16 protein-coding genes and 1 pseudogene are annotated in these 17402 nt (G+C 64.9%); 9 read left to right on the top strand and 8 right to left on the bottom strand.

Annotated elements, in window-relative coordinates:
* Positions 1–6: 6 nt before the first annotated feature.
* On the bottom strand, positions 7–330 hold the full coding sequence (locus tag ACVWYP_RS27205) for a KTSC domain-containing protein (RefSeq protein WP_304495530.1): 324 nt from the start codon (positions 328–330) through the stop codon (positions 7–9).
* A gap of 148 nt (positions 331–478) precedes the next feature.
* On the opposite strand from ACVWYP_RS27205, the gene lpxA reads away from it, so the two are divergent.
* The 5 genes from lpxA to ACVWYP_RS27180 all read left to right on the top strand — a co-directional run bounded on the left by lpxA (position 479) and on the right by ACVWYP_RS27180 (position 4564).
* Positions 479–1273: an acyl-ACP--UDP-N-acetylglucosamine O-acyltransferase gene (gene lpxA, locus ACVWYP_RS27200; RefSeq protein WP_304495529.1), complete on the top strand. Its 795-nt coding sequence runs from the start codon at positions 479–481 to the stop codon at positions 1271–1273.
* Between the two features lie 19 nt (positions 1274–1292).
* A complete protein-coding gene (locus tag ACVWYP_RS27195; RefSeq protein ID WP_304495528.1) occupies positions 1293–2150 on the top strand; it encodes an LpxI family protein in 858 nt (285 codons plus the stop codon).
* Positions 2150–3328: a lipid-A-disaccharide synthase gene (gene lpxB / locus ACVWYP_RS27190; protein ID WP_304495527.1), complete on the top strand. Its 1179-nt coding sequence runs from the start codon at positions 2150–2152 to the stop codon at positions 3326–3328. The genes ACVWYP_RS27195 and lpxB overlap by 1 nt, the downstream gene beginning before the upstream one ends.
* A gap of 114 nt (positions 3329–3442) precedes the next feature.
* Positions 3443–4102, top strand: a complete 660-nt coding sequence (locus tag ACVWYP_RS27185; protein ID WP_304495526.1) for an SRPBCC family protein — start codon at positions 3443–3445, stop codon at positions 4100–4102.
* A gap of 126 nt (positions 4103–4228) precedes the next feature.
* On the top strand, positions 4229–4564 hold the full coding sequence (locus ACVWYP_RS27180) for an ArsR/SmtB family transcription factor (RefSeq protein WP_018271835.1): 336 nt from the start codon (positions 4229–4231) through the stop codon (positions 4562–4564).
* 34 nt (positions 4565–4598) lie between these two features.
* Here ACVWYP_RS27180 and gltA read toward each other — a convergent pair whose 3' ends face one another.
* Both gltA and gltX read right to left on the bottom strand, forming a co-directional pair.
* Positions 4599–5900, bottom strand: a complete 1302-nt coding sequence (gltA, locus tag ACVWYP_RS27175; RefSeq protein ID WP_028339667.1) for a citrate synthase — start codon at positions 5898–5900, stop codon at positions 4599–4601.
* Positions 5901–6060: 160 nt separating this feature from the next.
* Positions 6061–7482: a glutamate--tRNA ligase gene (gltX, locus tag ACVWYP_RS27170; protein ID WP_304495525.1), complete on the bottom strand. Its 1422-nt coding sequence runs from the start codon at positions 7480–7482 to the stop codon at positions 6061–6063.
* A gap of 178 nt (positions 7483–7660) precedes the next feature.
* Here gltX and ACVWYP_RS27165 point away from each other — a divergent pair, with 178 nt between their 5' ends.
* Entirely contained in the window at positions 7661–9340 is a 1680-nt protein-coding gene (locus tag ACVWYP_RS27165) for a glutamine--tRNA ligase/YqeY domain fusion protein (RefSeq protein ID WP_304495524.1), read from the top strand.
* 45 nt (positions 9341–9385) lie between these two features.
* The gene (locus ACVWYP_RS27160; protein ID WP_028339670.1) at positions 9386–9772 is read left to right on the top strand and encodes a YybH family protein; all 387 of its coding nucleotides are present in this window, start codon (positions 9386–9388) and stop codon (positions 9770–9772) included.
* On the opposite strand, the gene glnA is transcribed toward ACVWYP_RS27160, so the two are convergent.
* Positions 9769–11199 carry a type I glutamate--ammonia ligase gene (gene glnA, locus ACVWYP_RS27155; protein WP_304500315.1) on the bottom strand — a complete coding sequence of 477 codons (1431 nt, stop codon included), beginning with the start codon at positions 11197–11199 and terminating at the stop codon, positions 9769–9771. The two genes, ACVWYP_RS27160 and glnA, sit on opposite strands and share 4 nt — an antisense overlap.
* Before the next feature lie 114 nt (positions 11200–11313).
* Complete coding sequence (locus tag ACVWYP_RS27150) at positions 11314–11496, bottom strand: hypothetical protein (RefSeq protein ID WP_028339672.1); 183 nt, start codon at positions 11494–11496, stop codon at positions 11314–11316.
* A gap of 249 nt (positions 11497–11745) precedes the next feature.
* Here ACVWYP_RS27150 and ACVWYP_RS27145 point away from each other — a divergent pair, with 249 nt between their 5' ends.
* Complete coding sequence (locus ACVWYP_RS27145; RefSeq protein ID WP_304495523.1) at positions 11746–12108, top strand: SPW repeat domain-containing protein; 363 nt, start codon at positions 11746–11748, stop codon at positions 12106–12108.
* A 334-nt stretch (positions 12109–12442) separates the two neighbouring features.
* Here the strand turns inward: ACVWYP_RS27145 and ACVWYP_RS27140 are convergent, their stop codons facing one another.
* A complete protein-coding gene (locus ACVWYP_RS27140) occupies positions 12443–13771 on the bottom strand; it encodes an MFS transporter (RefSeq protein WP_304495522.1) in 1329 nt (442 codons plus the stop codon).
* 432 nt (positions 13772–14203) lie between these two features.
* Between ACVWYP_RS27140 and ACVWYP_RS27135 the strand changes: the two are divergent.
* Positions 14204–16488, top strand: a pseudogene (locus tag ACVWYP_RS27135) (ComEC/Rec2 family competence protein).
* Here ACVWYP_RS27135 and ACVWYP_RS27130 read toward each other — a convergent pair.
* A complete protein-coding gene (locus ACVWYP_RS27130) occupies positions 16485–16712 on the bottom strand; it encodes a hypothetical protein (protein WP_028339676.1) in 228 nt (75 codons plus the stop codon). The pseudogene ACVWYP_RS27135 and the gene ACVWYP_RS27130 overlap by 4 nt on opposite strands.
* Before the next feature lie 145 nt (positions 16713–16857).
* The gene (locus ACVWYP_RS27125) at positions 16858–17286 is read right to left on the bottom strand and encodes a hypothetical protein (RefSeq protein ID WP_026192810.1); all 429 of its coding nucleotides are present in this window, start codon (positions 17284–17286) and stop codon (positions 16858–16860) included.
* Between the last annotated feature and the right edge of the window lie 116 nt (positions 17287–17402).

Here is a 17402-nt window from a genome sequence, read left to right as displayed (position 1 = left end):
CCGGGCTCACGACGTTGTGCAGGTGTAGCGGCCGTCCGCGCCCGCGATCCGCAGGACGCGATTGAGGAAGACGCCCATCGACGGCGCGTTCATCAGCGCGTCGTAGGTTTCGGCAGGGACGCCGCAATAGTGCTGGTAGCTGCCTCTGACCGCGACCAGCAGCGCGCGCTGATCCGCCCTGTAGCAGACCCGCTGGACGATCGTGCTGCGGTTGATGTCGCGGCATTCGAAGCTCGAGAGATCGACCGTCGTGCTGTGGCCGAGATCGACCGTCTCCGGGCCGACTGGCGCAGAGAGCAGGCTGAGGATCAGCGCGGCGGCCCGGACCATGATTGGTTGCGACCTTCTCGTTTGCAACAGGCGGTCATGATACGTCACTGGACAGGGCGGGCAAAGTCGCGCTAACGACCGCCCCAATCGACAGCCTGGCGCCTCGATAGCACCTTGGCGCCATTAACGAATTCCGGACCGAAACTTCATGAGCATGATCGACCCGACTGCGCGGATTGCCGATGGCGCTGTGATCGGGGCCGGCACCGAGATCGGTCCGTACTGCATCATCGGCCCCAATGTCGTGCTCGGCGAGAACTGCAAGCTGATCGCGCATGTCACGATCAGCGGGCATACCAGGATCGGCGCCGGCTGCATCATCTCGCCGTTCGCGGCGCTCGGCGGGCCGCCGCAGGATCTCAGCTATCGCGGCGAGCCGACCCACCTCGAAGTCGGCGAAGCCTGCACCATCCGCGAGGGCGTGACGATGAATGTCGGCACGGTCAAGGGCGGCGGGCTCACCCGTGTCGGCGATCGCGGCTTCTTCATGAACAACAGCCATGTCGGCCATGACTGCATGGTCGGCAATGGCGTGATCTTCGCGACGTCGGCGACGCTCGGCGGCCACTGCGAGATCGGCGACTTCGTCTATATCGGCGGCCTGTCGGCTGTGCACCAGTTCACCCGCGTCGGCTCGCAGGTGATGATCGGTGGCGTCTGCGGCGTACGCGGCGACATCATCCCGTTCGGCCTCGCCAACGGTCAGTACGCGGTGCTCGAAGGACTCAACATCATCGGCATGCGGCGCCGCCAGTTCACCAAGGCGCGGCTGGCGACGGTGCGCGCGTTCTATCAAAAGCTGTTCCACGGCCCCGGCATCTTCGCCGAGCGGCTGGCCTCGGTGCAGCCGCTGGCCGGCGAGGATCCCGCGATTGCGGAAATCCTGGCCTTCATCGAGGGCGGCAAGCTGCGCCCGCTCTGCCTTCCCGCCGATACCGATTGAGCAGGGGATGGCCGCCAGCATGACGTCAGCGGCTCCCTCGCTTTCCTCGCCGGTCGGCGTCATCGCCGGCGGCGGCGCCATGCCGTTCGCGGTCGCCGAGTCCCTGGTTGCGCGCGGCATCACGCCGGTGCTGTTCGCGCTGCGCGGCGCCTGCGATCCGGCGCGCGCGCAGCGGTTTCGTCACCGCTGGATCTCGGTCGGCCAGCTCGGGCGGGCGACCCGGCTGTTCCGCGACGAAGGCTGCCGCGATCTGATCTTCATAGGCACCCTGGTGCGCCCCGCGCTGTCGGAGATCCGGCTCGACTGGGGCACGCTGCGCCTGCTCGGCCACGTCGTTCGCGCATTTCGTGGCGGCGACGATCATTTGCTGTCGAGCGTTGGCCGCATCCTCGAGCAGCAGGGCTTCCGCATGGTCGGGATCAAGGACGTCGCGCCCGATCTCTTGATGCCTGAGGGCGCCGTGACGCGCGCGGCGCCCGACAGCACGGCGCTCGCCGATATCGCGCGCGGACGCGGCGTGCTCGACGCGCTCGGCCCGTTCGACATCGGTCAGGCGGCCGTGGTGATCGACGGTCACGTGGTGGCGGTCGAGGATATCGAGGGCACCGACGGGCTGCTCGCGCGCGTCGTGCGGCTGCGCACCGAAGGCCGTATTCGTGCCAAGGCCGGCCGCGGCGTGCTGGTGAAGGCGCCGAAGAGCAGGCAGGATCTGCGCTTCGATCTGCCGACCATCGGCCCGCGGACGGTCGAAGGCGCGGCAGCCGCCGGTATCGCCGGTATCGCCGTGATCGCCGGCAATACGCTGGCCGCCGAGCCGCAGGCTTTGGTCGAGGCCGCCGACGCCAAGGGACTGTTTGTCATTGGACTGGCGGGCTGATGCAGGTGCGCAGCCCCAGCAGCGCTCGCAAGATCCTCCTCATCGCCACCGAGGAATCCGGCGACCGCCTCGGCGCGGCGCTGATGCAGGTGCTGCGCCAGCGCCTCGGCGATGCCGTGCAGTTTTCCGGCGTCGGCGGCCAGGCGATGGCCGCCCAGGGCATCGCCCCGCTGTTTCCGATCGAGGAACTCTCGATCATCGGCTTTGCCGCCGTTGTGAAGCAATTGCCGAAAATCCTGCGATTGATCCGGCGCACAGCCGATACCGTGCTCGCCGACGCGCCCGACATGCTCGTCATCATCGACAGCCCCGATTTCACGCACCGCGTGGCCCGCCGTGTCCGCGCCCGCAACCCGAACATTCCGATCGTCGATTACGTGTCGCCGTCGGTCTGGGCCTGGCGGCCGGGCAGGGCGCGGGCGATGCGGCGCTATGTCGATCACGTGCTGGCGCTGCTGCCGTTCGAGCCGGAGGAATATCGCAAGCTGCAGGGACCGCCGTGCAGCTATGTCGGCCATCCCCTGACCGAGCAGCTTGCCTCGCTGCGGCCGAACGAGGACGAGCAGAAGCGGCGCGATGCACAGCCTCCGGTGCTGCTGGTGTTGCCCGGAAGCCGGCGCAGCGAGATCCGGCATCATCTGGCGCTGTTCGGCACCGCGCTCGGCCAGCTCAGCAAGCAAACGCCGTTCGAGCTCGTGCTCCCCACCATGCCGCATCTCGAGGCGATGGTGCGCGAAGGCGTCGCGTCGTGGCCGGTGGTGCCGCGGCTCGCGATCGGCGAGGCCGAGAAGCGCGCCGCGTTCCGCGTCGCCCGCGCTGCGCTCGCGAAGTCGGGCACGGTGACGCTGGAACTCGCACTGTCAGGGATTCCCATGGTGACGGCCTATCGCGTCGGCGCCGCCGAGGCGTTCATCCTGCGCCGCGCGATCCGGGTGTCGTCGGTGATCCTCGCCAATCTCGTGATCGGCAGCGATATCATTCCCGAGTTTCTGCAGGAGGACTGCACACCGGACAAGCTCGCGGCGGCGCTGGGTGATGTGCTTGCCGATTCGCCCGATCGTCTGCGGCAGCTCGTGGGGTTCGCGACGATGGACGGGAAGATGTCGACCGGCGACCAGCCGCCGAGCGTCCGCGCCGCCGACATCGTGCTGGCGGAGATGCGCCGCCGTTCGGCCTAGCCAATCGATCGTGTCCGCGTTCAGTGGCGACATACCGCCGCAACGATCCCGCTTGCGCTGAATATTTAGACTGTACTAATATTAGCAATATCTAATATTAGTACGGAGCCAGCCATGAAGATCGACCCGGTCGCCTATGTCGGAGCCGTCATTCGCGACGTCGCCTTCCGGGAACGCGACGGCAAGCCGGCGCGGGCGGTGATCGCGACCCGCAGCTACGACACCGACATCGCCGATCTCTGGGATGTGCTGACCAACCCCGAACGCATTCCACGCTGGTTCCTGCCGATCTCGGGCGACCTGAGGCTTGGCGGCCGCTATCAGTTCCAGGGCCATGCAGGCGGCGAGATCACGACGTGTGAGCCGCCGCGCCGGCTTGCCGTGACGTGGGAGTCCATGGGCACGGTCAGCTGGGTTACCGTGACGCTGGCCGAGAATGGCCCGGACGCCACGCGCCTGGAATTGGAACACCTCTCGGTAATCGAGGGCGACTTCTGGGACCGCTACGGGGCCGGTGCGGTCGGCGTCGGCTGGGATCTCGCGCTGCTCGGGCTCGCGCTCTATCTGGCCATGCCGCCCGGCGAGGAATTCGACCGCGCCGCCGCGTCGGCGTGGCCAGCCACCGACGACGGCAAGGAATTCATCCGCCGCTCCAGCGAGGACTGGTGCCGGGCCTCGATCGCGGCGGGCACCGAGGAGGCAGCGGCGCGCAGATCAGCAGCAAATACCACGGCGGCCTATTGCGGCGAGCCGGAGCCGGGGAGCGGAGGCTAGAGCATGATCCGGAAAAGTGTGAAGCGGTTTTCCCTCGCGACAAACGCGAAGCGTTTGCGCGGAGATCATGCTCAAACAAAGAGCTAAAGCGGGATGACGATGCAATCTCATCGCGCTTTAGCGACCTTGCACGCCTTCGACATCCTCGGAGATCCCGTCCGCCGGCGCATCCTGGAATTATTGGCGACCGGCGAGCACAGTTCGGGTGACGTCGTTGCGGTCGTGCAGCGCGAGTTCGGCATCACCCAGTCGGCGGTCTCGCAGCAATTGCGGATCTTGCGGGACGCCGGTTTCGCGTCGGTGCGCGCCGAGGGTACGCGCCGCATCTACGCGGTCGAGCCGGCGCGGCTGCGCGAGGTCGACGACTGGCTCGACCGGTTCCGGGCGTTCTGGCTGCCGCGCCTTGACGCGATCGCGACCGAAGTCGCGCGGGGCAAACGAAAACGGCGCCATCAGGAATGATGGCGCCGTCCCGGATTCTCTTGAGCGATGCAGCTTACTTGCGCTTGTCGATCTGCACATAGTCGCGGCGCGCGACGCCGGTGTAGAGCTGGCGCGGACGGCCGATCTTCTGCTGCGGATCCTCGATCATCTCGCTCCACTGGCTGATCCAGCCGACGGTGCGGGCGACCGCGAACAGCACGGTGAACATCGAGACCGGGAAGCCCATCGCCTTCAGCGTGATGCCCGAATAGAAGTCGACGTTCGGATAGAGCTTGCGATCGATGAAGTAGGGATCGCTGAGCGCGATCTTCTCGAGCTCCATCGCGACCTTGAGCATCGGATCGTCGCCGTGGCCGGTCTCCTTCAGCACCGCGTGACACATCTTCTGCATGATCTTGGCGCGCGGATCGTAGTTCTTGTAGACGCGGTGGCCGAAGCCCATCAGGCGAACTTCGCTGTTCTTGTCCTTCACCTTGGCGATGAAGTCCGGAATGTTTTCGACCTTGCCGATGCCGTAGAGCATGTTGAGCGCGGCCTCGTTGGCGCCGCCATGCGCCGGGCCCCACAGGCAGGCGATACCGGCCGCGATGCAGGCGAACGGGTTGGCGCCCGAGGAGCCGGCGATGCGCACCGTCGAGGTCGAGGCGTTCTGCTCGTGGTCGGCGTGCAGGATGAAGATCTTGTCGAGCGCGTCGGCGAGCACCGGGTTGATCTTGTAGTCCTCGCAGGGCACCGCGAAGCACATGTTGAGGAAGTTCTCGGCAAACGAGAGCGAGTTCTTCGGATACACGAAGGGCTGGCCGACCGTGTATTTGTACGCCATCGCCGCCAGCGTCGGCACCTTGGCGATCATTCGCATCGAGGCGATCATGCGCTGCCGCGGATCGTTGATGTCGGTGGAGTCGTGATAGAACGCGGCCAGTGCGCCGACGGCGGCGACCATGATCGCCATCGGATGCGCGTCGCGGCGGAAGCCCTGGAAGAACCGCGCCATCTGCTCATGCACCATCGTGTGATGGATCACGCGATGGTCGAAGTCCTTCTTCTGCGCCGGGGTCGGAAGATCCCCGTACAGCAGCAGGTAGCAGGTCTCGAGGAAGTCGCCGTGCTCGGCGAGCTGCTCGATCGGATAGCCGCGGTATTCGAGCACGCCGGCGTCGCCGTCGATGTAGGTGATCTTCGACTGGCAGCTGCCGGTCGAGGTGAAGCCGGGGTCGTAGGTGAACACCCCGGCTTGGCCGTAGAGCTTGGCGATGTCGATGACATCAGGCCCAACCGTGCCGCTCAGGATCGGGAAATCGTAGTTCTTGTTGCCGATGGTGAGTGTGGCTGTCTTGCTGGATTTTGCGTCCATCGTGATATCCCCGATGAATTCGTTGCGAAAACCGACCTTGCCCAGTCGCTAAATTGCGGCCCATGGCGGGGCGGAACGGCTTGTGGAGAAAGCGTCCGGGATTGGGTAGCTCATTGCCATGTGCGCTGCAAGATGGACCCTGGAGGGGGTCCATGCAGGATCACGCCGCCTGATCGGCGAGGCGGGCAAGGCACTCCTGGCGTCCCAGCACCGCCAGCACGTCGAATATGCCCGGCGACGTTGTACGTCCGGTCAGCGCCACCCGCAGCGGCTGGGCGACGGCGCCGAGTTTCAGGTTGTTCTGCTCGGCGAAATTCCGCATCGCGGTCTCGGTGGTTTCCGCCGTCCAGTCGTTGACGGCTTCCAGCGCGGTGCGCAGGCGGCCGATCAACGCGCGCGTTTCCGGCGTCAGCAGCGCCGCCGCTTTCGGATCGAGCGCGAGCGGACGATCGGCGAAGATGAAGTAGGCGCCCGCGATCAGCTCGATCAGCGTCTTGGCGCGCTCCTTCAGGCTCGGCATCGCCCGCAGCAATTGCGCACGGGTGGTGTCGTTGAGCTTGGCCTTCAGCGCGGCGCCCTCGGGAACATAATCCAGCACGCTCTCGAACTGGGTCACGAGGGATTGATCGTCGCTCTGCCGGATATAGTGACCGTTGAGGTTCTCGAGCTTGGCGAAATCGAACCGCGCCGCAGAACGGCCGATGCCCGAGAGGTCGAACGCGTCGATCATCTCCTGGGTCGAGAAGATCTCCTGGTCGCCATGGCTCCAGCCGAGCCGGACGAGGTAGTTGCGCAAGGCGGCCGGCAGGTAGCCGAGCGCGCGGTAGGCATCGACGCCGAGCGCGCCATGGCGCTTCGACAGTTTCGAGCCGTCGGGACCGTGGATCAGCGGAATGTGGGACATGCTCGGCAGTTCCCACTCCAGCGCGTCGTAGATCTGCTTCTGACGCGCGGCGTTGATCAGGTGGTCGTCGCCACGGATGATGTGAGTGACGCCCATATCGTGGTCGTCGACCACGACCGCGAGCATGTAGGTCGGAGTGCCGTCGCCGCGGAGCAGGACGAGGTCGTCGAGGTTCTCGTTCTGCCAGACCACGCGGCCCTGCACCTGGTCCTCGATCACGGTTTCGCCGGTCTGCGGCGCCTTGAGCCGGATGGTCGGCTTGATGCCACCGGGCGCGGAGGCCGGATCGCGGTCACGCCACAGGCCGTCATAGAGGCGGGTGCGGCCCTCGGCGCGCGCCTTCTCGCGCATCGCGGTGAGCTCTTCCGGCGAGGCATAGCAGTAATAGGCGCGCCCGGCGGCGAGCAGGCTTTCGGCGACCTCGCGATGGCGGGCGGCGCGGCTGAACTGGTAGATGACCTCGCCGTCCCAATCGAGCTCGAGCCACTTCAGGCCGTCCAGGATGGCGTCGATCGCCTCCTTGGTCGAGCGTTCACGGTCGGTGTCCTCGATCCGGAGCAGCATCTTGCCGCCGAGCTTCCTGGCATAGAGCCAGTTGAACAGCGCGGTACGGGCACCTCCGATATGGAGGAAGCCGGTCGGTGAGGGGGCGAAGCGGGTAACGACGGGTTTGGTCATGATCGAGCGAGACGTATGCGGGAACGGCCGTGGTGTATAACAGGAACCGGACATAACTAAAGCCCCGGTTGACCTTTTGCCCGCCAAACCAGACTTGAAACCGGGGCTTGAAACCAGACTTGGCCGGACGGCACGAATTTGGCAGAAGGTTGAGCTGACTCCTCCAGGGAACCCTTTGATGACGACTGACACGACGGCAGAGGCAGGGCGCGACTTCATCCGCGACATCGTCCAGGCCGATCTCTCCTCCCACAAGCACAACCGGATCGTGACCCGTTTCCCGCCGGAGCCGAACGGCTACCTGCATATCGGCCACGCCAAGTCGATCGCCCTGAATTTCGGCATCGCGCAGGAGTTCGGCGGCCAGTGCAATTTGCGCTTCGACGACACCAATCCGACCAAGGAGGAGCAGGAATACATCGACTCCATCCAGGCCGACGTCCATTGGCTCGGCTACGACTGGGGAGCCAACCTGTTCTTTGCGTCGGACTATTTCGAGCGCCTGTACGATTGGGCCGAGGGCCTGATCAAGGCCGGCTATGCCTATGTCGACGATCAGTCGCAGGAGGAGATCCGCACGTCCCGCGGCACGCTGACCGAGCCCGGCAAGAACTCGCCGTTCCGCGACCGCTCGGTCGAGGAGAACCTCGACCTGTTCCGCCGCATGAAGGCCGGTGAGTTCTCGAATGGCGCCCGCGTGCTGCGCGCCAAGATCGACATGGCCGCCGGCAACATCAACCTGCGCGACCCCGTGCTCTACCGCATCCTGCACGCCCACCATCCGCGCACCGGCGACAAATGGTCGATCTATCCGAGCTACGACTACGCGCACGGCCAGTCGGACGCGATCGAGGGAATCACCCATTCGATCTGTACGCTGGAGTTCGAGGATCACCGCCCGCTCTATGAGTGGCTGCTCGACAAGCTGCCGGTGCCCTCGAAGCCGCGCCAGTACGAAATGGCACGGCTGAACCTGACCTATACGCTGCTGTCCAAGCGCGTGCTGACCCAGCTCGTCCGCGACGGCCACGTCTCGGGCTGGGACGATCCGCGCATGCCGACCATTGCCGGCTTGAAGCGGCGCGGCGTGCCGCCGGCGGCGGTGCGCGAATTCATCAAGCGCATCGGCGTCGCCAAGGCCAACAGCGTGGTCGATGTCGGCATGCTCGAATTCTGCATCCGCGAGGAACTGAACCGCACGGCGCTGCGCCGCATGGCGGTGCTGCGGCCGCTCAAGGTGGTGATCGAGAACTATCCGGAAGGGCAGGTCGAGGAGATCGAGGCGATCAACCATCCCGACAATCCGGAAGCCGGCACCCGCAAGATCGCGTTCGGCCGCGAGCTCTATATCGAGCGCGACGACTTCATGGAGAATCCGCCGAAGAAGTTCTACCGCCTCTCGCCCGGCAATGAGGTGCGGCTGCGCTATGCCTACTTCATCAAGTGCACCGGCGTGGTGAAGGACGACGCCGGCGAGATCGTCGAACTCCGCGCGACCTACGATCCCTTAACCAAGGGCGGCAACGCGCCCGACGGCCGCAAGGTCAAGGCGACGATGCACTGGTTGCCGGCGGCGCAGTCGAAGCCGGCGGAGATCCGCATCTACAACCAGCTGTTCGCCAATCCGAGCCCGAACGCGGCCGATTTCGCCGCCGACCTCAATCCACAGTCGCTCGAAGTGCTGAAGGATGCGCGCGTCGAGCCGGCGATCGCCGAGAGCAATTCGCCCGACCCGATGCAGTTCGAGCGGCAGGGCTATTTCGTGCGCGATGCGGATTCGACGCCGGACCGGCTGGCGTTCAACCGCACCATCGGCCTGCGCGACACCTTCGCCAAGGAAGTCGGCGGCAAGGGCTAGCCGAGGGGAAGCGCGTCCCGCGCGGACAAGCAGACGGGGGGATCAATGCCTGATGAATCCGACGAGATTGCCTCCGCCACCATCGCCAGATGGTCGGCGGGTTTCAGCAGGCTCGATGCGAATGCGTTAAGCGCGCTCTATTCGAAGGGCGCGTTCTTCTTCGGCTCGAATCCGACGCTGTATCGCGGCCGCGACGGCGTCAAAGCCTACTTTGACGGTCTGCCGCGCTGGCACGCGCCGCGCGTTCAGTTCAGCGATGTCAGGGCAGAACGGGTCAATGCCGATCTCGTCAACATGGCGGGCATCGCGTCATTCTTCCTCGACGGCGATGCGCCCTCGCTCGCCGTCAAGATCACCTGGGTGATCGCGCGCGAGGACGGCGACTGGAAGATCGTCTGCCACCACGTCTCGTCGCAGACACCGCTGATCTAGATGTCGTAGTACAAATGGAACTCGTAGGGATGAGGTCGCAATCTGATGGGATCGACCTCCTTCTTCCGCTTGTAGTCGAGCCATGTTTCGATCACGTCGGCGGTGAAGACATCGTTGCGCAGCAGGAATGCGTGATCGCGTTCGAGCGCGTCCAGCGCCTGATCCAGCGACCCCGGCGTCGACTTCACCTCCTTCGCCTCGGCGGGCGGCAGGTCGTAGAGGTTCTTGTCGATCGGGCTGCCCGGGTCGATCTTGTTGCGAATTCCGTCGAGGCCGGCCATCAGCATCGCGGCGAAAGCCAGATAGGGATTGCAGGAGGGATCCGGCGAACGAAATTCGACACGCTTGGCCTTCGGGTTCGGCGAATACATCGGAATGCGGCAGCAGGCTGAACGGTTGCGCTGGGAATAGACCAGGTTGATCGGAGCCTCATAGCCCGGCACCAGACGCCGATAGGAGTTCGTGGTCGGGGCGCAAAGCCCGCACAATGCCCAGGCATGGGTCAACAGGCCGCCGATATAGTGGCGGGCGAGCTGGCTCAGTTCGGCATAGTCGCCCCTGTCGTAGAACAGATTGGTCTCGCCCTTCCACAACGACTGATGAACGTGCATTCCGGAAGCGTTGTCCTCGAACAGCGGTTTCGGCATGAACGTTGCGGTCATGCCGTTCTGGCGGGCGGTGTTCTTCACCACGTATTTGTAGATCATCAGATTGTCCGCCATGCGCGTGAGCGTGGTGAAGCGCATGTCGATTTCGTTCTGCCCACCGGTCGCGACTTCATGGTGATGGGCTTCGATCTGGATGCCCAGCTGTTCCATGGTCAACACCATTTCGGTACGGAGCGCCTGCATGCTGTCCGTCGGGGGCACTGGAAAGTATCCCTCTTTCGGGCGTGGCTTGTGTCCCAGGTTGGGCGCTTCGTTTGTGCCCGTGTTCCAGCTGCCTTCACCGGAATCGATGTCGTGGAAAGCGTAGTTGATGCCCTGTCCGTAGCGCACGCTGTCGAACACGAAGAACTCGGCCTCTGGACCGAAGTAGCTGGTATCGGCGTGGCCCGTGGCCTTCAGGTGGGTTTCAGCTTTTTGGGCGATGTAGCGGGCATCGCGGCTATAGGATTGACCGGTCACGGGGTCGCGGATGTTGCAGATCAATACCAGGGTGGATGAAGGGGAATACGGGTCGAGGAAAGCCGTGGTCGGGTCCGGGACGACCAGCATGTCGCTTTCCTGGATTTCCTGAAAGCCGCGGATCGATGAGCCGTCGAATCCAATCCCTTCGCTGAGGGCGTCTGCGCTCGCCGCGCTCGGCGGGACGGAAAAATGTTGCCATACCCCCGGCAGGTCGGTGAAGCGCAGATCGATCATCTGCACTTTCTCGTCCTTGATTGCCTTCACGAGATCTTCGGCTGTTGCGCATGTCGGAAACATGGCTTCACTCCTGTTATTGGAGAGCCGCGTCGTTGAGATTGTGCTGCCGTTCAGCCCCTGCGAGGCGGCTTGAGGAAGATCCTGCTCCACGTTCTGCGCTACGAGCTGGCAGCCTCAGCTTTGGTGCGGACCGCGCATCAGCTTCATGGCGTCTTCGATATGGCGCCAGGTTCTGGCCAGCTCGGCCTCGCCTTTTGCTTCAAGCTCGATGGCGTTTTGGGCAGCTTCCGCAATGGCCTTGGCGCCATGTGCCTCGAGCAACTGCCGCGCATAGTTGTGGATTTCGATTTCTCGCATGGCGTCATACTCCTCTCGTCCTGAGCGCAACCGCAAATACCGGTCGGGCCGCGAACCGCAGACGTTGACACCTGGTCAAGCGCCCACAGTGTGCATCTTGCTGCGGCGCGATTGCAAGAGCGCTTTCCGGGCGCCCGGACCGCAGCATGGTCGTCGGCTCGCGGATCGGCAGCGGCAACACATCGCAGGTCGGACAGATGCTTTTTTGTCCGCGCCGCACCATGTCTTCGGAAGAAGGAGGTGAGGATCATGCGCATTCAACACTGGCAGGATGCTGCCAGCCTGTTGGTAGGCGCCTGGCTGGTCGCATCGCCGTTTGCACTGGGCTTTTCCGGGGCAGCTCTCTGGATCTCCATCGCGCTCGGATTGGGCGTCGTGCTGTTCGCCCTGGAGGCATTCATCATTCCGTCCTATCTGGAGGAATGGGGCGAGATGCTGATGGGGTTGGCTCTGGTGGTGGCACCCTGGACGTTCAACTACCAGCAGGGATCGGTCACGACGAGCAGCGTGCTCGCCGGCGTCGTGGTGATCGTGCTTGCTTGCTGGGAGCTGACGATGGATCGTGATTTCGCCACCTGGTGGCACGATCGCTGGCATCACCGAGCGGGCTGAGAGGCAGCTGATTGAGACGTTGGCCTGACCGCCAACCCAAGGCGGCCGGAGAGGTTGGAACTGCGCAGCGCCGGATCCCCTCCGTGCCGCATCGGCGTAACGCGGATGCAGGTTCGACGAAGACATCATGCCCGAGTGGAGAGTACGGGACGAACCAGAAGCGTCGTCCCGCACGCGCTGGAAGGCGGCCACGGCTGCTGCTGCAGGGTGAGAGCGTTTTCGAGCGAAGTGGATGCCGGTTCGCGTAAAGAAAACGCGTCAAAACAAGATTCTGGAGCCCCGTTCCGATCCCATCGGAACGGGGCTCCAGTCGCCCGTCAGCAAGGTGACTCCGTCACGATGCGGCTTTCGCCTCGATCTGCTCCCAGATTCTGGTCTTGCGTGTCTCGGGCATGATGAAAACCGCGATCACGAAGCACACCGCGGGAACGACAATCGGGTAGATCAGCGCGTAGCCGATGCTGCCGGTGGCCGCGAAGGCGGCTGATGTGATGAACGGCACCAATCCGCCGCCCCAACCATTGCCGATATGATACGGCACCGAGACCGAGGTGTACCTGATCCTGGCCGGGAAAAACTCCGCCAGAAACGCGCCGACCGGCCCGTACACCATCCCGACGTAGCAGACGAGGATGAAGATGATGAAGACGGCGACCGGATAGTTGATGTGTCCCGGCTGCGTGACCGTGCCGAGCCACAGATACAGCGGATAGTAGGTGATCGCGGCAAGCAGCATGCCTCCGAGGATCACGGATTTGCGGCCGATCTGATCCGACAGCCAACCGAAGAAGATCAGGCTCGGCGTTGCGATCAACAGTGCGGTTCCCACGATGTAGGCCGAGGTAACCGCATCGACCTTGGAGACCTGCTGCAGGAAGTACAGTGCCCAGAATTGACCACTGTACCAGACCACGCCCTGTCCAATCAGGACGACGATCGCGATCAAGATGTACTTGATGTTGGAGCTGAGGAAAGCTTCCCGCCAGGGATTCCTGGTCATCTGTCCGCGTGCCTTGATCTCCTGGAAAATCGGCGTCTCCTGGAGCTGGAGGCGGATGTAGATGGCGATGGCCACCAGCAGGAACGAAACCAGGAACGGTACGCGCCACGCCCATTCGTCAAAGGCCTGATTGCCGGCCCAGGTTCGGGTCAGAACGATCACGGCCAGCGACACCACGATTCCGAGCGTTGGCGAGGTTTGTAGCCAGCCCGTGTAGTAGCCGCGGTGGTCATCCGGAACATGCTCGGCGACGTAGGTGATGGCGCCGCCATATTCGCCGCCCAGGCAGAGACCCTGGATCATCCGCAAGCCGAACAGAACGAATGCGGCCGTCAGGCCGATCGATTCATAGGTTGGGATGAGTCCGATCGCGCCCGTTCCCAGGCCCATTCCGCTCAAGGTAACAAGGAATGTATATTTGCGGCCGACCCGATCGCCCATCCATCCGAACAGGAAGGCCCCCAGCGGGCGGATCAGGAATCCCGCAGTGAACAGCGCGATCGTGCTCAGCAGGGCTGCGACGGGGTGGGATTGCTCAAAGAACTTGACCGACAGAACCGCGGCCAGACTGCCAAAAATATAAAAGTCGTACCATTCAATGATGTTTCCCACTGATGCAGCAACAATCACGCGACGAAAATCACTCGGTACTTGAATTGCCATGTGCTGCTCCTCTCAAATGCAAACGCTACGCCTCGCGTTTTTCAGCGATCTGTCCGCTCGCGGAGTGCGCATGGTGCACGGCGTTACAGGCGAGATTTTGCGAGTTCGTCCGCAACGCCTGATCTCAGGGGAGTTGTGGCCACCTGAGAGGAGCTCCAGCGGCCTTCAAGTGCCGCGAGCCGTCACTGCCTCATCCCTGTCTCTTTGGGAGTGGAGGCATCAGGACAGTCTAATCCCAACGGGATCGGTATCTTATGAGACTTTCGGCTCGATCGATTTGACGCAGGCGGCAGCTGTGGCCCGGCGCCAGGTCGGCAAGGCGCAGGACGATCCAGGTACCCGGGCGTTGCCGGTCCGTATTCTGCATCCGTTCCGCTAGTCGGGTGACGGGGCCATCCGCTAGCCTGCCGCCCGGCAGGGATCGCAAGCGGAATGGCGGAGCAGGGCACGACGCCGGGCGGCAAACGCGGCTACGCGGGGACGTGGCCGCCGCGCGCGGCCGCGCCGGTCGGCGGCTATCTCCCGGCGCGCGTCGGCATCTGGAAGCCTTTCGTCGAGACATTGCGGCAATGGGCGCGCGCTGAAGCGGGGGCGGGCCGGTTGTTGCCCTGGATGCCGGTGGCGTTCGGCACCGGCATCGCCTTCTATTTCGCGGCCGAGCACGAGCCGGTGCTGTCGGTTGGGCCACCGTCGCAATCCTGCTCTGCCTGCTGGCGCTGCTGCTGCGGCGGCGCAGCGTGTTTCCCGTCATCGCGATGCTGGCCGCGGTGGCCGCGGGCTTTGCGACGGCGACCTGGAAGACGGCGCGCGTTGCCCACACGGTGCTGGCGCGGCCGATGTTTTCGGTGGCGTTGACCGGCTTCGTCGAGACGCGCGACATCCGCGAGAAGACCGATCGTTTCGTGCTGCGCGTGGTTTCGATGGAGAGCCCACGCGACATGACGAAGCTCGATCGTGTCCGGCTCTCGGTGAAGAAGGGCACCGCGCCCGATGTCGGCAGCTTCGTTGAGTTGAAGGCGCGACTGTTGCCGCCGCTCGGGCCGCAGCGCCCGGGCTCCTATGATTTCGGACGAGACCTGTATTTCCAGGGCATCGGCGCCTCCGGCTTCGTGATGGGCGCGGTCAAGACCAGGGAGCCGGCTGCGACCGGCGGCTTTGCGCTGCGCTACGCCGCCTTCATGCAAGGCCTGCGCGACGCCATCGACGCGCGTATTCGCACCACGCTCGACGGCGACCAGCGCGCGATCGCAACCGCGCTGCTCACCGGCCGGCGCGACGCGATCTCGACGCCGGTCAACGATGCGATGTTCATCTCGGGGCTCGGCCATGTGCTGTCGATCTCCGGCTACCATATGGCCGTGGTCGCCGGCGTCGTGTTCTTCGCGGTGCGCGCGCTGCTCGCGCTGTTTCCGGCGCTGACGGCGGGGCATCCGATCAAGAAATGGGCCGCGGCGGCGGCGCTGGTCGCCGCGGCGTTCTATCTGTTGCTGTCGGGCGCGGAGGTCGCGACGCAACGGTCGTTCTTCATGACCGCCGTGGTGTTGCTCGCCGTGATCGTCGACCGCCGCGCGATCACCTTCCGGACGCTGGCGGTGGCGGCGCTGATCGTGCTCGCGATCGCGCCGGAGGCGCTGGTGCATCCCAGTTTCCAGATGTCGTTCGCGGCGACGCTCGGGCTGGTGGCGCTGGTGCAGATCGGGCTGCCGAACCTATTCGCGTCGCCCGACCATTCGGCGACCGCACGGGTTGCGCTGTGGGGCGGCCGCGAGCTCACGATGCTGATGCTGGCCTCGCTGGTCGCAGGGCTTGCGACGACGCCCTACGCCGCCTTCCATTTCCACCGCGTGACGCCCTACGGGCTGCTCGCGAACCTCGCGGCGATGCCTGTCGTGTCAGCGGTCGTGATGCCGGCCGGCCTGCTGGGGCTCCTCGCCATGCCGTTCGGCTTCGACGGCGTGTTCTGGGCGATCATGGGCCTTGGCATCGACTGGATGATCCTGGTGACGCAATGGGTCGCCGCACTCCCGGGCGCGGTCGGCCGCATGGCGGCGTTCGGGATCGGGCCGCTGATCGCAGCGAGCGCCGGCATCATCCTGCTCGGGCTGCTGCGCACGCCGCTGCGCTGGTCTGGCGCCGTGCTGCTCGTGATGGCGTCGGTTTGGGCGCTCAGAGTGCCGCAGCCGGACGTGCTGGTCTCCGGCGACGGCCGCAACGTCGCGGTGCGCGGCGGTGACGGGCGGCTGCATTTGATGCACAGCGCCAAGGATGCGTTCCTGGTCAAGGAGTGGCTGGCGGCGGACGCCGACGCGCGGACCGCCACCGATGCGTCGCTCGGCGAGGGCGTCTCCTGCGATGCCGGCGGCTGCGTGGCCCAGGGACCTGGCGGCGCCTTCGTCGCGCTCGCGATCCGGCCGGAGGCGCTGGCGGACGACTGCGAGCGCGCAGGCCTGATCGTGACGGCGCGGCCGGCGCCGCAGGGCTGCGCGGCATCGGTGATCGATGCCGAGCGGCTGCGCCGCCACGGCGCGCTGGTGCTGCGACGGATCAGGGACGGCTATGCCGTCGATGCGGTGAAGCCCGGCGGGATCGACCGGCCATGGTCGCCGGCGGTTCCGGGCGACGGCGAGAGCGAGACCACGCTGCGCGCGCCCGGCGCCGCGCCGCGGCCTGCCGTGGACGCGACGCCGGCCGAGACCGATCTGCAGGGCGATGATTAGCGGTGGTCCGGTGAGGGGCCGCTCGGCAGCTCGAACAGGCCGAGATGGTATTCGTCGGAATCGGGGCCGGCGTCGGGCTTCTTGACGAGGGTGAAGGAAGCCTCGGGAAATTGCTCCCAGACTTTCAGGTCGTCGGCCGTCACCGTCAGCCAACCGAACCGGAACATGTAGCGGCCCGGTTCCGTGACGCGTCCAGCCTTTTGCCATGTGACCTTATCGACCACCGCGCACGTCCTCCGTGCCCGATGATGCGCCAAGGCGCCGGCCGACGCAAATCTCCCCATGCGCCCCGGAAGCGGAAGTCCGGGGTCGCCCGAAATTGCTTAGGTCATTCGCCGCCGAACAGCTCATTCCGCGGCGACGATGCGCTCAACCCAAAAACAGCGTTGCGAATGCGGAGGGCCGCCGCTCCACAACCTTCGGCTTCTGCTCGACCGGCGGATGCAGCGCCGGCAATTGCAGCACGCTGACGCGCTGTCCCTCGACCAGCTGGGTCACCAGGACATGGCTGCCGTCGGGGAATTCGACCGCGTCATGATGCCGATCGGGCACGTCGGGCTCGACTTCGTTGAACACGCCGACGCGATAGTTCAGCGTCTTGGTCCAGATCCAGCGGCTGTCGTAGCGAACGTTCTCGGCGAAAGCGAGCTCGGTGCCCGGCAGCATGCAGACCGCGACAGTGGGATCGTTCTCCGAAGCAAAGCCGCGGGTCGACGTGCCGCGGAACGTCGTCGTGATCAGCGTCTCTCCGACAATGGCGGGGCGCGATGCCACGGCGTGCAGACTATAGTCACACATCGGATGGCTCCTCATTTCGAGGTAGCGACCCGTGCCTCTCCTTGAGGCATTAGGGCCTCTACCAGAGTGGACGATAGCGAACGAGCTTCTGCTCGTTTCTGGGCGATTGTACGACT

Source organism: Bradyrhizobium sp. USDA 3262 (assembly GCF_054060035.1).
This window is presented reverse-complemented; position numbering and strand designations above follow the sequence as displayed.

Coding starts and splice junctions, on each gene's coding strand:
- ACVWYP_RS27160 (WP_028339670.1), top strand. CDS start 9,386: ATGCCTGATGAATCCGACGAGATTGCCTCCGCCACCATCGCCAGATGG.
- ACVWYP_RS27140 (WP_304495522.1), bottom strand. CDS start 13,771: ATGGCAATTCAAGTACCGAGTGATTTTCGTCGCGTGATTGTTGCTGCA.
- gltA (WP_028339667.1), bottom strand. CDS start 5,900: ATGGACGCAAAATCCAGCAAGACAGCCACACTCACCATCGGCAACAAG.
- ACVWYP_RS27145 (WP_304495523.1), top strand. CDS start 11,746: ATGCGCATTCAACACTGGCAGGATGCTGCCAGCCTGTTGGTAGGCGCC.
- ACVWYP_RS27150 (WP_028339672.1), bottom strand. CDS start 11,496: ATGCGAGAAATCGAAATCCACAACTATGCGCGGCAGTTGCTCGAGGCA.
- ACVWYP_RS27205 (WP_304495530.1), bottom strand. CDS start 330: ATGGTCCGGGCCGCCGCGCTGATCCTCAGCCTGCTCTCTGCGCCAGTC.
- ACVWYP_RS27165 (WP_304495524.1), top strand. CDS start 7,661: ATGACGACTGACACGACGGCAGAGGCAGGGCGCGACTTCATCCGCGAC.
- gltX (WP_304495525.1), bottom strand. CDS start 7,482: ATGACCAAACCCGTCGTTACCCGCTTCGCCCCCTCACCGACCGGCTTC.
- lpxB (WP_304495527.1), top strand. CDS start 2,150: ATGCAGGTGCGCAGCCCCAGCAGCGCTCGCAAGATCCTCCTCATCGCC.
- ACVWYP_RS27185 (WP_304495526.1), top strand. CDS start 3,443: ATGAAGATCGACCCGGTCGCCTATGTCGGAGCCGTCATTCGCGACGTC.
- ACVWYP_RS27125 (WP_026192810.1), bottom strand. CDS start 17,286: ATGTGTGACTATAGTCTGCACGCCGTGGCATCGCGCCCCGCCATTGTC.
- lpxA (WP_304495529.1), top strand. CDS start 479: ATGAGCATGATCGACCCGACTGCGCGGATTGCCGATGGCGCTGTGATC.
- glnA (WP_304500315.1), bottom strand. CDS start 11,199: ATGTTTCCGACATGCGCAACAGCCGAAGATCTCGTGAAGGCAATCAAG.
- ACVWYP_RS27195 (WP_304495528.1), top strand. CDS start 1,293: ATGACGTCAGCGGCTCCCTCGCTTTCCTCGCCGGTCGGCGTCATCGCC.